The sequence below is a fragment of the Brevibacterium sp. 2SA genome (genome assembly GCF_005502845.1).
GTDB lineage: Bacteria > Actinomycetota > Actinomycetes > Actinomycetales > Brevibacteriaceae > Brevibacterium.
In genome coordinates, this window is record NZ_SCMW01000005.1 from 66,565 (window position 1) to 80,086 (window position 13,522).

The 13,522-nt window shown below is 67.5% G+C and carries 12 protein-coding genes; 5 read left to right on the plus strand and 7 right to left on the minus strand.

The genetic code is table 11. The features are described 5' to 3' along the window. The first annotated feature begins 219 nt into the window (after positions 1 to 219). The gene (locus tag FFS20_RS03685; RefSeq protein WP_137824576.1) at positions 220 to 1,803 is read left to right on the plus strand and encodes a nucleobase:cation symporter-2 family protein; all 1,584 of its coding nucleotides are present in this window, start codon (positions 220 to 222) and stop codon (positions 1,801 to 1,803) included. A 269-nt stretch (positions 1,804 to 2,072) separates the two neighbouring features. Here FFS20_RS03685 and FFS20_RS03690 read toward each other — a convergent pair whose 3' ends face one another. The 3 genes from FFS20_RS03690 to FFS20_RS03700 all read right to left on the minus strand — a co-directional run bounded on the left by FFS20_RS03690 (position 2,073) and on the right by FFS20_RS03700 (position 7,478). Further along, a complete protein-coding gene (locus FFS20_RS03690) occupies positions 2,073 to 5,006 on the minus strand; it encodes an HNH endonuclease signature motif containing protein (protein ID WP_249356601.1) in 2,934 nt (977 codons plus the stop codon). 741 nt (positions 5,007 to 5,747) lie between these two features. Beyond that, the gene (locus FFS20_RS03695) at positions 5,748 to 6,431 is read right to left on the minus strand and encodes an HAD family phosphatase (protein ID WP_137824577.1); all 684 of its coding nucleotides are present in this window, start codon (positions 6,429 to 6,431) and stop codon (positions 5,748 to 5,750) included. 282 nt (positions 6,432 to 6,713) lie between these two features. After that, positions 6,714 to 7,478, minus strand: a complete 765-nt coding sequence (locus tag FFS20_RS03700) for a M50 family metallopeptidase (protein ID WP_137824578.1) — start codon at positions 7,476 to 7,478, stop codon at positions 6,714 to 6,716. A gap of 369 nt (positions 7,479 to 7,847) precedes the next feature. On the opposite strand from FFS20_RS03700, the gene FFS20_RS03705 reads away from it, so the two are divergent. Both FFS20_RS03705 and FFS20_RS03710 read left to right on the plus strand, forming a co-directional pair. Beyond that, on the plus strand, positions 7,848 to 8,696 hold the full coding sequence (locus FFS20_RS03705) for a PhzF family phenazine biosynthesis protein (RefSeq protein ID WP_137824579.1): 849 nt from the start codon (positions 7,848 to 7,850) through the stop codon (positions 8,694 to 8,696). Between the two features lie 10 nt (positions 8,697 to 8,706). Beyond that, on the plus strand, positions 8,707 to 9,639 hold the full coding sequence (locus FFS20_RS03710) for a methyltransferase (protein WP_137824580.1): 933 nt from the start codon (positions 8,707 to 8,709) through the stop codon (positions 9,637 to 9,639). A 72-nt stretch (positions 9,640 to 9,711) separates the two neighbouring features. Here the strand turns inward: FFS20_RS03710 and FFS20_RS03715 are convergent, their stop codons facing one another. Next, on the minus strand, positions 9,712 to 10,083 hold the full coding sequence (locus FFS20_RS03715; protein WP_137824581.1) for a VOC family protein: 372 nt from the start codon (positions 10,081 to 10,083) through the stop codon (positions 9,712 to 9,714). A gap of 108 nt (positions 10,084 to 10,191) precedes the next feature. On the opposite strand from FFS20_RS03715, the gene FFS20_RS03720 reads away from it, so the two are divergent. Further along, positions 10,192 to 10,668 carry a MarR family transcriptional regulator gene (locus tag FFS20_RS03720; RefSeq protein WP_137824582.1) on the plus strand — a complete coding sequence of 159 codons (477 nt, stop codon included), beginning with the start codon at positions 10,192 to 10,194 and terminating at the stop codon, positions 10,666 to 10,668. On the opposite strand, the gene FFS20_RS03725 is transcribed toward FFS20_RS03720, so the two are convergent. Then, positions 10,653 to 11,153: a VanZ family protein gene (locus tag FFS20_RS03725; protein WP_249356604.1), complete on the minus strand. Its 501-nt coding sequence runs from the start codon at positions 11,151 to 11,153 to the stop codon at positions 10,653 to 10,655. The two genes, FFS20_RS03720 and FFS20_RS03725, sit on opposite strands and share 16 nt — an antisense overlap. 127 nt (positions 11,154 to 11,280) lie before the next feature. Continuing rightward, on the minus strand, positions 11,281 to 11,853 hold the full coding sequence (locus FFS20_RS03730) for a TetR/AcrR family transcriptional regulator (RefSeq protein ID WP_137824583.1): 573 nt from the start codon (positions 11,851 to 11,853) through the stop codon (positions 11,281 to 11,283). Positions 11,854 to 11,938: 85 nt separating this feature from the next. Between FFS20_RS03730 and FFS20_RS03735 the strand changes: the two genes are divergently transcribed. Then, positions 11,939 to 12,391 carry an anthrone oxygenase family protein gene (locus FFS20_RS03735; RefSeq protein ID WP_137824584.1) on the plus strand — a complete coding sequence of 151 codons (453 nt, stop codon included), beginning with the start codon at positions 11,939 to 11,941 and terminating at the stop codon, positions 12,389 to 12,391. Positions 12,392 to 12,421: 30 nt separating this feature from the next. On the opposite strand, the gene FFS20_RS03740 is transcribed toward FFS20_RS03735, so the two are convergent. Continuing rightward, positions 12,422 to 13,507: an NAD(P)-dependent alcohol dehydrogenase gene (locus tag FFS20_RS03740; RefSeq protein ID WP_137824585.1), complete on the minus strand. Its 1,086-nt coding sequence runs from the start codon at positions 13,505 to 13,507 to the stop codon at positions 12,422 to 12,424. Between the last annotated feature and the right edge of the window lie 15 nt (positions 13,508 to 13,522).

The following is a 13,522-nucleotide window of genomic DNA, read 5'->3' on the forward strand; positions in this document are numbered from 1 at the left end:
CATCTTGGAAGTGATATTCGCCAGAGGAACATTCCGGCCGACCTCACCGGAAGCAGTACAGCGATCCGATCCTCTCAAGGCGCAGGCCGGGTTCACGATGTGAGCCTTCGTTCTCGGCGGTGCATTGACGCACTCCCGGACGGCACCGCCTTCAGCGACCGGCCAGCAGGTTCGCGCCCGATCATTCGGGGCGCGAGCAGGAATTCGATGGAGAAGACAATGTCGGTGTCCAAACAGTCCAAGCACAAGACGCAGCGGCCAGAGGACGAGCGGCTGCCGGTCGGCACGTCGTTCGCGTACGGCCTGCAGCACGTCCTCACGATGTACGGCGGCATCATCGCCGTCCCCCTCATCATCGGCAAGGCCGCCGGTCTCGACGATGCCGGCATCAGCGTGCTCATCGCATCGTGCCTGTTCATGGGTGGTCTGGCGACGATCCTGCAGTCGTGGGGTGTGCCGTTCTTCGGTTCTCAGCTCCCGCTCGTCCAGGGCGTGTCGTTCGCCGGGGTCGCCACGATGACGGCGATCCTCGCCGGCGGCGACGGTCTGCCCGAGGTCTTCGGAGCAGTGCTCGTCGCCTCGGCGATCGGGCTCATCGTCGCGCCGGGGTTCGCCCTCATCGTCAAGTTCTTCCCACCGGTGGTCACGGGCACCGTCATCACGACGATCGGCCTCTCCCTCATGCCGGTGGCCGCCGGGTGGGCGATGGGCGGCAACGCCGAGGCGCCTGACTACGGCAGCGCCCGCAACATCCTCATCGCGGTCGGCACTCTCGCCGTCGTTCTGCTGCTCAGCAGGATTCCCGTCGCGATGATCTCGCGCCTGTCGATCCTCCTGGCGATCGTCGTCGGCACCGTCGTCTGCCTGATCTTCGGGTGGGCGGACTTCTCGAACGTCCTCGATCGCGGCATCTTCGCGTTCCCCGAGCCGTTCGCGTTCGGCATGCCGACCTTCTCCGCCGCGGCGATCATCTCGATGTTCATCGTCATCATCGTCACCTTCGCCGAGACGACGGCCGACATCATCGCCGTCGGCGAGATCGTCAAGACGAAGGTCGACTCGAAGCGCATCGCGAACGGCCTGCGCGCCGACATGCTCTCCTCGGCCGTCTCGCCCGTGTTCAACTCGTTCACGCAGTCGGCGTTCGCGCAGAATGTCGGCCTCGTGGCGATCACCGGCGTGAAGTCGCGCTTCGTCGTCACCGCCGGCGGTGTCATCCTCGTCGTGCTCGGTCTGCTGCCGGTCATGGGCGGAGTCGTCGCAGCGATCCCGTCGCCGGTTCTCGGCGGTGCCGGCATCGTCCTCTTCGGCACGGTCGCGGCCTCGGGCATCCGGACGCTGTCGAAGGTCGAGTACGAGGGCAACCTCAACATGATCATCGTCGCGGTCTCCCTGGCCTTCGGCATCATCCCCGTCGTCGAGCCGGACTTCTACAACTCGTTCCCGTCGTGGGTCGGCATCATCCTCCACTCGGGCATCTCGTCGGCGACGATCATGGCCGTGCTGCTCAACCTCATCTTCAACCACATCGGCGCGAAGACGAAGGACCGCTCGGACCGGTCCGTGTTCGTCGCGGGCACCGGGCGCGTGGTTCGGCAGCAGGATCTGCAGCGTCTCCTCGACCACGAGGCGATCCTCGCCGAGGGCGACACGATCAAGGACGGCAAGATCGTCGACTGCAACGGCGAGGAGGTCCCCGTCGTCACCGATGACCAGCACGAGAAGATCGTCGAAGCCACGAAGAACGGCGAGGTGAAGACGAAGGACGACGTCCGCCGCGTCATCGAAGAATCGGAGCAGTGACCCGCCGAGGTTGTCGTTCGTGATCGTCGACGTCGCCCAGCGGGGGTGAACGCGAATGGCGCGCAGCGTCGGAGATCGTGAAGGTCACACGGCGGGGTGATCGTGATCGCCGGCGTCGCGTGGCGGGGTGATCGCGAATGTCGCGCAGTGTCGGTGATCATGAGCGTCACACTGTGGGGGTGATCGTGAACGTCGCCCGGCGGTGGTGATCGTCAGTGTCGCGCAGTGTCGGTGATCATGAGCGTCACCCCGAGGGCGCTGTCAGGCTGTCAGAACGGCGGGGGTTCGCCGTTGTCCCACACCCATTCCCTGTCTTTCGGGTTCTTCCACTCGATCGACCCGAACTTCGCCCACCACCCGGGGTGTCCGCCGCTTCCCTCGGGTCCAGGAGATTCGGCGGACCGCCGCACCTCACCCGAGCGGCGGACCTCGCCGCCCTGTTCGCACGGCGCCTCGTTCCGATCGGGCAACCTCGGTGATCGAGATGCGTCGTTCGGATCGGGCAACTTCGGTGATCGAGATGCGTCGTTCGGATCGGGCGGCCCCGGTGGTTCAGGCATGTCGCTTGTGTCGGAACGCGTCCATGAATGGGATGGCGGCGGTGGGTCGAGAGACGTCGATGGGTCGGGCGGCTGGGGTTGCACCGGAGAGTCCGGCAGGTTCGGTGACTCCGGCAGGTCAAGTGAACCTGGCCGGATCGATGACTCTGACCGGTTCGGTGAGTCCGGCTGGTCTGGTGAGTCCGGCGAATTCGGCAGGTTCGGTTTGCCCGGCAGGTTTGGCGACTCTGGCAGGTTTGATGAGTCTGGCGGACTCCCTTGCCCCGGCGTATCGTGCGGATCCGATGGGCCCGATGAATCGGGCGGACCGGATGGCGCTGGCGGGTCGGCATCGCCGATCTCGCGCATGAGTCTGGCATTCTCGGCGTTCACCGGGTGATCGGGTGGCGGTACGGTCGCGGTGCTGCCATGGGCGAAGCGGTACTCGATCACGCCGGGTTCCACCATCCGCACCGAGTACTTCCCGTCGGTTTTCGCCTGGTGGTGCTGTTTGCAGAGCGGATGGAGGTTGCCGAACACGGTCTTGCCGCCGGATGCCGGATCGTCGTGATCGAACGGGATGATGTGGTCGATCTCCGAGGTCTCGGCCCGTCGTCGACAGCCCGGAGCGGTGCATCCGCGCCATTGTGCGATGAGCGTCTGTCGGATCGCGGCGGGGATCTGATAGCTGAGAGCTTTCGCGTCGATCGGCGTGCCGGTCGCCGGGTCGGTGAGGATCCGGGTCCATGTCCTCGAGTGGGCGGCGATGTATCGCGCGGTCTCGGCGGGAACCGGGGATCCGTCGGAGAAGGTGCCCGGCAGATCCGCCTGCTGCGCCAGGGACATGCAGGGCACGGTGGTGATCATCTTCGCTTGGGCACGCATCCAGAACTCGTCGGTCGGCATCGAGACCGACAGGGCGTACGCCGCCCGACCGAAATCATCCAGCTCAACGCCGGGGAGTCGCTGCAGTCGGTGCGCAACGTCAAGGCCCGTAGGAGAAGGGTGGTCCTTGGTGTCGCCCGCTGAATCGGCGATGACCGCTGAGGCATTGCCGCCGGAGCCCACAGGAGCGTCTGTGGTGTCGGAACGGCCGGCGGCGTCAGCACGGCCGGTGGTGTCGGAACGGCCGGCGGAGTCAGAACCCCCTGAATGGTCGCCGCCTGCTGAGCCATCGGCAGTGGTTGCTGCGGTGGCAGTGGTTGCTGCGTCGGCGGTGATTGCTGCGGCGACTGCGGCGTCGATGTCCTCGGCAGTTCTGACGTCGTCGAGGTCAAGGGGAATCTCCCTTGTCGTCGTTTCGCCCGTGTCGGTGTCGTGGGCGCGCACCTGAATGCTGACCTGAGGAACCGTGCGGGTGAAGATGTCGAACATGAGTGCGGCGATGCCGCGGTCGTCGTCGATGACGGCCCCAGGCGGAAGCTGGTCGGCGATGGCTGCGGTGCTGCCGTTGCGGATGAGCTTCGCGAAGGCCTCGATGCGCACGTAGAGGGCCTGCAGGTCTGCCGACGACCCGGTCAGGGTCAGGCACGCCGTGCCATCGGGGTACGTGGTGAGATCGACGCGACGGTGTTCGCGGGCGCTCTCCGTCCTCTCCTCGCTGGGCTGCAGAACCGCGATCTTCATGGCGAGCGACTTCTTGAAGGTTTCGATCGTGATGTCCGCGCGGCGCTCGTCGAGGTAGCGATCGATGGCCAGCAGCTTCGTGAACCTGAGATGGCGGCACGCCTGCGCGGCGGCAAGGATGTGCTCGATCGTGAACTCTCCGGCCGCGCATCGCGCGTGGAACCTGGGCAGCCCATGGACGAGCGTCATTGCGGCGACAATGTGCGCGTAGGTGCCGGACACCGTCGAGCCGCGGATCGCTGAGAGCTCAGCGACGTCCTCGGTGTGGGAGAACCGGTGAACCCATCCATCCATCGTCTGGGTCTCGCTGAACTTGGGGAATCCCGGCAGAAACGCCGAATCGACACTCTCTGCTCCCGGCGCCCCGGGTGCTCCTGTGCCGCCCTCAGCAGGCGCCGGGACTTGGGACTCGGAATCATCTGAACCGGTTCTGCCGGGCTCCGTGTCGATCGGGCCGGCGACCGGGTCACCGGCCCCGGCGTCTGAACAGGCCCCAGCATCTGAAGAGAACTCGACATCAGAAGAGAACTCGGCATCGGAAGAGAGCCTGACATCGGGAGAGGAGCCGGCATCGGACGAGACCTCGGCATCTGAAGAGAACTCGGCATCAGAAGAGAACCTGACATCGGAAGAGGAGCCGGCGTCTAGAGAAGAGCCGGCATCGGACGAGACCTCGGCATCTGGTGGGCCCGCGGCGTCTGGAGGGCCCGCGGCGTCGCCACAGGTCGCACTCTGTTCGTCGGGCTCATCACCGGTGCCCTTACGGGGTCGGATGAACCTCCACGCTGTCTCGGTGAAGGTCGCATGCCGGTAGGGGCTGCCGGGATCGGGATTGAGGAGGTCGAGATGACCGATGACATCGGCGAGGAAGGCGCGCGCCGTCGCTTCGAGAGCGGCGATCTGCGCCCGGTCCGAGGATGTGTAGACCGCGTAGACGTCGGCGTAGGGCGAGGTCGGATCGACCTCGACACCACGGGGATTCGAGCCAGGCTGATCTGCGGATGGAACCGATTCGATTGTGTCAGTCACGGGATTCACCTGTCTTCCCACATCAGCGTGGCTAATGACATTAGTGTAGTTCACATCACAATCGATGTCAATGCTTATTTCGAAACTCGTTCGAACGTGAAATTCATTCGCTTCGCAGTAATGAGCGATTTTCGGGAGCGGTCACGAGCGAAACCGTCAGGTCCGAGTGCGCTTCGGAGAGTCGGATCGGGCATACCGCGCTCGCGCTTATCGGCGGGGCAGCCTCGATGGACACCAGGGTCCTGCGGCGTGCATTGCGCGTGGAACCGGACTAATTCCCGCGATTCGGAATGCTGGGAGCGTCAGGCGGAACGAACCCGCCGAGCGAAGCCAGTCCGTCGCGAATACGGGGCGCTGGTCGAGTCCGCGTCACCACGAGAACCCAGCCCGGTCCGCCCTCGACACGTGACTGCGAGTCGCCGTTGCGGTCTGCTTTTCAAAGGAATCGGTGAGTGGTCGGACGGCACTCCGCGTGTCCGCTCGGCACTCCGCGTGTCCGCTCGGCACTCCGAACGTCGTCGCAGCCCCTCAACCCACGGGCACCTCAATCCTCCGTCGACGCACGTGACTGCACGTCGGGACACATGCTCAGCGTCTCAGCAGCCCCGATCCCTACTCAGCGTCTCAGTAGTCCCGACCCCTGCTCAGCGACTCAGTGCCCCGACCCCTGCTCAGCGTCTCAGACATCCCGTCTCGGACTCAGCGCCCGAGACCCGCCGCCTCAGTGTTTCCGGCTCAAACTCCCCCGCCTCACACCTCGCTGGTCAGCAGCCCGGGCAGCTCGGTCATCGAGTCGAACGTGGCGTCGGCGCCGACGGCGAGCAGAGCCTCGGGCCGCTGATGGACGGGCGAGGGAGGGCAGAAGCCGAAGACGAACGATCCGGCGGCCCGCCCCGCGATGACGCCGGTGGGCGAGTCCTCGATAACGGCCGCCTCGGCGGGATCGACTCCCAGCGCATCCGCGGCCGCGAGGTAGACGTCGGGGGCCGGTTTGGACTTGGGGAGCTCCATCCCGGAGAAGATCCGGCCCTCGAAGACGTCGTAGAGGCCGATCTTCTTCAGCTGCAGCTCGATCTTCGGGCGATCGGCGCTCGACGCGCACGCGAGCCTGCCCGGATACGCGGGCACGATGGTCCGCACAGCCTCGACGACTCCGGGGATGGCCTGCAGGGAGGCCTCGAGCTCGACATTGCGGCGCCGCCGGAAATCGGTGAGCCACGCGTCGTCGATGCGGAATCCCGTGTGCGCTTCGATGACGTCGGCCTCGTCGCGCAGCATCTTGCCGACGAACCGCGCGACCGCTTCCTCCTGCGACAGGTTCCAGCCGAGCTCGGCGAGCATGCCGCGCAGCACCCCGTTCGTGATGCTCTCGGAATCGACGAGGACGCCGTCACAGTCGAACAGCACGGCAGCGAATTTCGGGCTCAGATCCATACGGTCGATTCTGTCATCCGCCGAGGCCGATTCCGTCATCCATCCCTCGCTCACCTGGCATCCCGCGCTCACCTGGCATCCCGCGCTCACCTGGCGTCGAAGTCGCATCGCTGTCCTCGCCGAGGTGGCCGACGCGAGTCCCAGCAGCACCCACCGCCTCGGTGGTCCCAGCAGCACCCACCGACCCGAGTCCCAGCAGCCCCCGAACCGTCGCGGTGGTCCCGGGCCCCGCAGCGTCACGTCAGTGGCGCGACCCCGTTCACATCAGCCCGGCGACCCGGTTCACATCAGCCCGGCGACCCCGCCGGACTCGGCGAATGCCGAGTAGAGCAGCAGCCCGGACCCGAGCGCGCACCCGATGATGACGAGCCCGAAGAGCGTCAGCCATCCCCCTGCGGGCACGGACGAGCCGCGGCTGAGGATGTAGGCATCGGACTGCTGGACGTTGCGCCGACGGGTGTGGACGCGGATGACCTTGACGAGGTCCTTGAGCGAGCCGAGGGCGAGCGCGACGCCGAGGCCCGCGACGAACACCGCGATCCACTCGAGCGGGAGGAAGACGACGAGCAGCTGCGCGGCGATCGCCGTGCACACGGCGATGACGACACCGGCGACGTTGCGGATGAAGATGAGCGCGATGAGGAGGACGAGGGCGCCCAGCGACAGTGCCAGCGGCGCCCAGCCGTAGATCGCCGAGGTGATGAGGACGAGTCCGAGGACCGCGGGCGCCGGGTATCCCCAGAAGCCGGACCAGGTGGCGGAGAACCCGACCCGACCGAAGGAGTTCATCTGCCCCGAATGGTCGAAGTTGAGCGAGATCCCGCGCACCACTCGGCCGGTCATCAGGGCGGCGAACGCGTGCCCGAGCTCGTGGACGAACGTGACGAAGAGTCCGAAGAACCGCCAGATCGCCGGCGTCATCGTGATGACGAGCGGGATGCCGAGGATGATGAGCAGCTGCGTCGGACCGAGGTCGAGGCCGTCACCGCGCCCGAATCCCGAGGTGATCGCCTCCCACCACGTCGACACGCCCTGCTGCAGGTCCATCGCCACCTCACTCGCCCGTTGCGCAGTCCCCGCACCGTCGTGGCGCGCGCCTGCCCCGCGCCCGCACCGTTCGGCCGGGCCTGAGCGCTCAAGTCTAGGAAGCGACCCTGAGTGAGGCGCTCAGGCGATCGCCAGCTTCGTCTCGGGATCGAAGAGACGCGCCCGCTCGGGATCCGCGGTCACCCACATCCGCTCGCCCTCCCCGGCGCCCCTCCCTGCCAGTCCGAACAGCCAGCCGACTCCGACAATCCACCCTGTCCTTTAAGATCGCAGGGAGGGGAAGTTCGCCGAGGCGGCCCCCACTGTCCGGGAACGCTGAGCTTCCGTGACTACGATGGTCACAGGCCCAGCACACGGTAAGGAGTCTCAATGCCCCGCGAGCGCGCGTTCGCCCAGGTCGATGTCTTCTCCAGCGTTCCCTATCGCGGCAATCCCGTCGCCGTCATCCTCGACGCCGAAGGCCTCAGCGACGACGAGATGGCACAGATCGCGAACTGGACGAACCTGTCGGAGACGACGTTCGTCCTCCCGCCCACCGACGAGCGCGCCGACTACCGACTGCGCATCTTCACGAGGACCCGCGAGCTGCCCTTCGCGGGGCATCCGACGCTCGGCTCCGCAGCGGCGTGGCTGCACGCGGGCGGTCAGCCCCAGCGCGAGGATCGTCTCGTCCAGGAGTGCGGGGTCGGCCTCGTCGAGCTGCGCCGCAGCACCGAAACCGCCGATCAGCTCGCCTTCGCCGCTCCGGATCTCCTCCGGTCCGGTCCCCTCGACGAATCGTTCGTGTCCGACATCGCCGCCGCGCTCGGTGTCGATCGCAGCGAGATCCTCGACCACGCGTGGGTCGACAACGGTCCGGGCTGGGCCGCGGTCCGGCTCGCCTCCGCAGACCAGGTGCTCGCGCTCACCCCTGACTTCGCGGGGCTTCCCGACCTCAAGCTCGGCGTCGTCGGCGCTCATCGGCAGGGGTCTGACCACGAATACGAAGTCCGCGCGTTCGTTCCCGGCGTCGGGGTCGCCGAGGATCCCGTGACCGGCAGCCTCAATGCCTCCGTCGCCCAGTGGCTGATGGATTCGGGCCTCGTTCCGGATGCCTACACCGCGACGCAGGGCACGGCGATCGGCCGTGCCGGCGTCATCTCGATCACCCGGGACGGCGATGCCGTCTGGGTGGGTGGCCCGACGACCGTGTGCTTCACCGGCACCGCGAGCGCGTGAGGGCAGGACGATGACGAACACACTCCGCCCGACCGATGTGCCGGTCACCGCCGCCCACGGTCGCGTCTACTTCGGACTCCAGGCCCTCCTCGGCGCCGCCTGGTGGGCAGGCGTCTTCACGATGCCCGGCGTGCGCACTGCGACCCTCGGCCCGCTCGACCCCATCGTCGTCGCCGTCTTCGACATCCCCCTCTTCGTCCTCGCCTCGGCGGCCGTCGCCTTCGGCGTCCGCCTGGCGGTGTGGGTCGTCGTGCCGTGGACGATCCTCGTCGCCCTCGGCATGACCGTCTACGCGACCGTGACGACGCAGGCCGGACTCGGCGCGGTCGCCATGATCGCCGCTGCCGTCGCCGGCGTCATCGCCGGGTCCCTCGTCGCTTTCGGACGCGTGCCGAGCGAGCGCCTCCTCGTCGGGCCGTTCGCCTTCCGCAGCTCCCGCACCGACGGTGAGAACGCACTTCTCATGCGCACGTTCGCCCAGCTCGTGTGCTTCTGGGGTGTCTTCCTCGTCATCCTCCCATGGATCATCAAGTCCCTCGAGGAGCGCTGGCAGCTCGACGTCAAGTTCCCCTTCCTCGTCGTCCTCGCCGGTTTCGCCCTCCTCGTCCTCGCGAGCGCGCTCGGCATCTGGTCGGCGGTGACGATGGCGCGCTTCGGCGGCGGCACGCCGCTGCCGTCGGCGATGCCCAACCGCCTCGTCGACGACGGCCCGTACCGCTTCGTCCGCAATCCCATGGCCGTCGCCGGAGTCGTCCAGGGCGTGGCGATCGGCATGTTCATCGAATCGTGGCTCGTCATCGTCTACGCGATCGCCGGGTCCCTGCTGTGGAATTGGATGATCCGCCCCCATGAGGAGGCGGATCTGCGGCAGCGCTTCGGTGCCGACTTCGACGACTACAGCGCCGAGGTGGCCTGCTGGGTCCCCGGACGCCGTTCCCGCTGACCGCGCCGCTCCCGCTGACCTCGCCGTTCCCGCTGACCGCGCCGAGGCGGTCCGATCGCCGAGGCGGCCAGCTCACACTCCCGCTTCGTGCACGGTGACCGCGTAGCCGTCCGGATCGCTGAAGGTGAACGTCAGACCGAACGGGCTCGGTGACGGCGGTCGCAGGATCTCCACCCCCGCCTCGGCGAGTGCGTCATGGAGCTCCGCGGTGCCCACACAGCTCAGCCACAGCGCCACCCCGGTTCCCGGCCGCTCGACGGCGTCGAGATCGACACCGGGCAGCGGTTCGCGGACGGCGAAGGGGATCGGCTCGGTCGCGAAGACGACGGCACCGGGAGGACTGGCCGGCGCTCGGGTCAGCCCGAGCCGCGTCTCGTAGAAATCGGCGGCGTCGTCGACATCGCGCACCTGCAGGGCGACGAAATCCACTCCGTTGACGGTCATGATGGCTTCCTTCCCTCATGCTCCGACGTCACTTTCGACACTGCGAACCCATCGGAGCTTTGTCAATGTCAGGTTTCTGACATTGCCACCGTATGTCAGAATATTGACATGAGTCAAGAGAGTCCTCGCCTCGAATCACTGATCGGGTATCAGCTCAAGCACCTGCAGTCGCTGCTGAAGTCGCGCATGGACGAAGTCCTTCGACCGCTCGGCCTCTCGACGCCGCAGTATGCGTGCCTCGAACTGCTCAAGCGCAGCCCTGGAGCATCGAATTCGGAGCTCGCCCGCGGCGCGTTCGTCACCCGGCAGGCAATGAACACGCTGCTGCGCGGCCTGCAGGATCGCGACCTCGTCACCCGACCCGACACCGTCGATTCAGGGCGAGCCCGGCCGACGACGCTCACTGCCGACGGGCAGACCCTGCTCACGCAGGCGTCGAGACTCGTCGAGGGGATCGAGGAGCGCATGGTCACCGGCCTCGACCAGGCGGGGCGGAAGCGCCTCGGCGAGGCACTCGACACCTGCATCGATGCCCTTGAGGGACCGGCAGACCCCTCCCACGAGCCGCCTCACCGCACGACGTAGTCGACGGGCTCCTTCTCCGTGCGCGGAGGCCAGATGAGCATGGCCAGCAGCGCGAGGGCGGCCCCGAGACCGGCGCCGAGGGTGTTCGTCACGAGGTCGCTGACGGTGCCGAACCGCGTGGGTGAGAGCAGGGTGAGCTGAGTGCCTTCGATGAGGCATGTGAAGACGAGACCCGCGACCCAGGCGATCCACCAGCGCCGCGGTCCCAGCTGCAGGGCGAGGAGGAAGCCGAACGGGACGAAGAGTCCGACGTTGGCGAGCTTCTCGAGCGTCACGTAGTCGATCCACGCCGTCGACTCGTGGGAGGCGAGGAAAGCGAGGAGGCGCGAGACGAACGAGTCGGGGCCCGTGTCGAGCTGCTGCGGGGTGAGCGTGACGAGCGCGATGAACGCGGTGTAGAGGATGAGGAGTGCGAGCGGCACTGTGCGCAGCCGCTGCCGGTATCCGCTCATCGTCTGCCGCCCGTCACCTGTCGTCACTGTCATCCGTCATCACCGTCACCTGTCATCACCGACAACGATAGCGATCTCGCCGAGGTGGGACTCCCAGCCGTCATGCCAGGAGCGGTCAGACTGCTCCTCACCGGCGGAGCCGACCGGCAGAGGCCCAGCCTCACGGGAACCGTGCGGTCAGCTCCCCGATGCGCCGACTGCGGTCCTCGACCTTCATCCGCCCAGCCGCCTCGAGCAGGCTCATGCCGTGGAGCGCACTCCAGAACACCTCAGCGGCGGTGTCATCGCCGATCACCTCGGCGAGCACGGTGAAGGCCCCGCGCAGCTCCGGTTCATTGCCCTCCTCGGCGAAGCGCGCACCGATCGGCTGCGCGAACATGGCCTCGTAGACGGCAGGGTGGTCCCCGGCGAAGTCGAGGTACGCCCCGGCAAGTGCGGCGACGGCCGCGGCGTCCCCTGCCCGCTCGACCGAGGTGTCCCCTGCTCGCTCGACCGCGGCGGCGCAGCACCGTCGCAGCTCGACGAATCCCTCGAGGGCGACAGCGCGCATGATCTCCGTCTTGCCGCCGGGGAAATGGCCGTAGAGCACCGGCTGGGAATAGCCGATCGCCTCGGCGAGACGACGCGTCGTCACCGCCGTCCACCCCTCGGCTTCCGCGCGGTCACGGGCGGCGGCGAGAATCGCCGCGCGGCGCGCGGACGTCCGCGCCTCCGCCTTCGACGACGTCGCCACCGCAGCTCCCCTCTTGCCCTCTCACTCGACCCGCCCTATTCTAGCAGTGCTAGATAATCTAGCACCGCTAGATAAAGGACTCATCATGGAACCGGTCACCGCCGTCGTCGCGATCGTCGTCATCGGCCTGCTCGTCGGGATCGAGGCGGCCGTCGCCTTCGCACTCCATCCGATCCTCCTCCGCCTGCCCGCCGGACCTGCGATCGCCGCGCGTGCCGATGGGGCGCGTCTGCTCGGACGGGCGATGCCGATCCTCTACATCGGCTCGCTCGTCGTCACGGTCGTGCTCTCCGTGCTCCTGTGGGGTCGCCCCGAAGCCGCCCTGGCCGGCTGCGCGGCAGTGCTGCTCGTCGTCAGCGTCGTCATGTCCACCGTCCTCCTCGTGCCGATCAACACCCGGACGAAGGCGTGGACGGCCGAGGACCACCCGGACGACTGGCGCGCGCAGATGCGACGGTGGGACCGCCTCCATGTCGTGCGCGTCGCCGTCATCGTCGCCGCATTCGCCCTCGTGGCAAGTGCGGCGACGATGCTCTGACGCGGCCGGCCGCAGTTCGCGGTCCCTGGGTCAGGTCGAAGGCACAGCCTCGGCGGCGGTCAGCGAGGCGATGTCGATGACAGCGCGGAAGTAGACCTCACCGGCGACGACACGATCGTAGGTCGAGTCCGCCTCGGCGATGTCGATCGTCTCGATCTGGGCGGCGATGCCGTGCTCGGCGCAGAAGTCGAGCATCTCCTGGGTCTCGGCGATGCCGCCGATGTTCGATCCGGCGAGCACCTTGCCGCCGCCGATGAGCGATCCGAAGCCGAGCTCCTGCTTGTTCGGCGGCAGCCCGACGACGGCCATGACTCCGCGCGGGGCGAGCAGTCGCAGGTACGCGTCGACGGGGATGTCGGCGCTGATCGTGTTGAGGATGAGGTCGAACTCGCCGCGGTGCTCGGAGAAGAAGTCCTCGTCGGTCGTCGCGAGCATCCGCTCGGCCCCGAGGTCGATGGCGAGCTGCTCCTTCTTGCGGCTGCGGGAGAGCACGGTGACCTCGGCGCCCATGGCCGCGGCGATCTGGACACCCATGTGCCCGAGTCCGCCGAGCCCGAGGACGGCGACCTTCTTCGGCGCTCCGGCCTTCTTCTCACCGGCGCCCCAGCGGTTGAGCGGCGCGTAGGTGGTGATGCCGGCGCAGAGCAGCGGGGCGGCCACGTCGAAGTCGAGGCCGTCGGGGATGCGGAGGACGAAGCGCTCGTTGACGACGACCTTCTCCGCGTACCCGCCCTGGGTGATGGTGCCGTCGACGTCGGTTGAGTTGTACGTGCCGACGTTGCCGCGCAGACAGTTCTGCTCCTGGTCGGCGAGGCATTCGGCGCATTCGCCGCACGAGTCGACGAGGCAGCCGACCCCCACGCGGTCACCGACCTTCCAGTCGGTGACGTCCGCGCCGACGGCGGAGACGACTCCGGCGATCTCGTGGCCGACGACGAGCGGGAAGTCGACCTCGCCCCATTCGTTGCGGACGGTGTGGATGTCGCTGTGGCAGATGCCGGCGGCTCGGATGTCGATGACGACGTCGTCGGGACGCGGGTCGCGGCGCTCGATCTCCGCGACGCGGAAGGGCTCCTCGGGCCCGGTCTTCTGCAGTGCCTTGACGGTGATTGCCATGGGTGACCTCCGGTG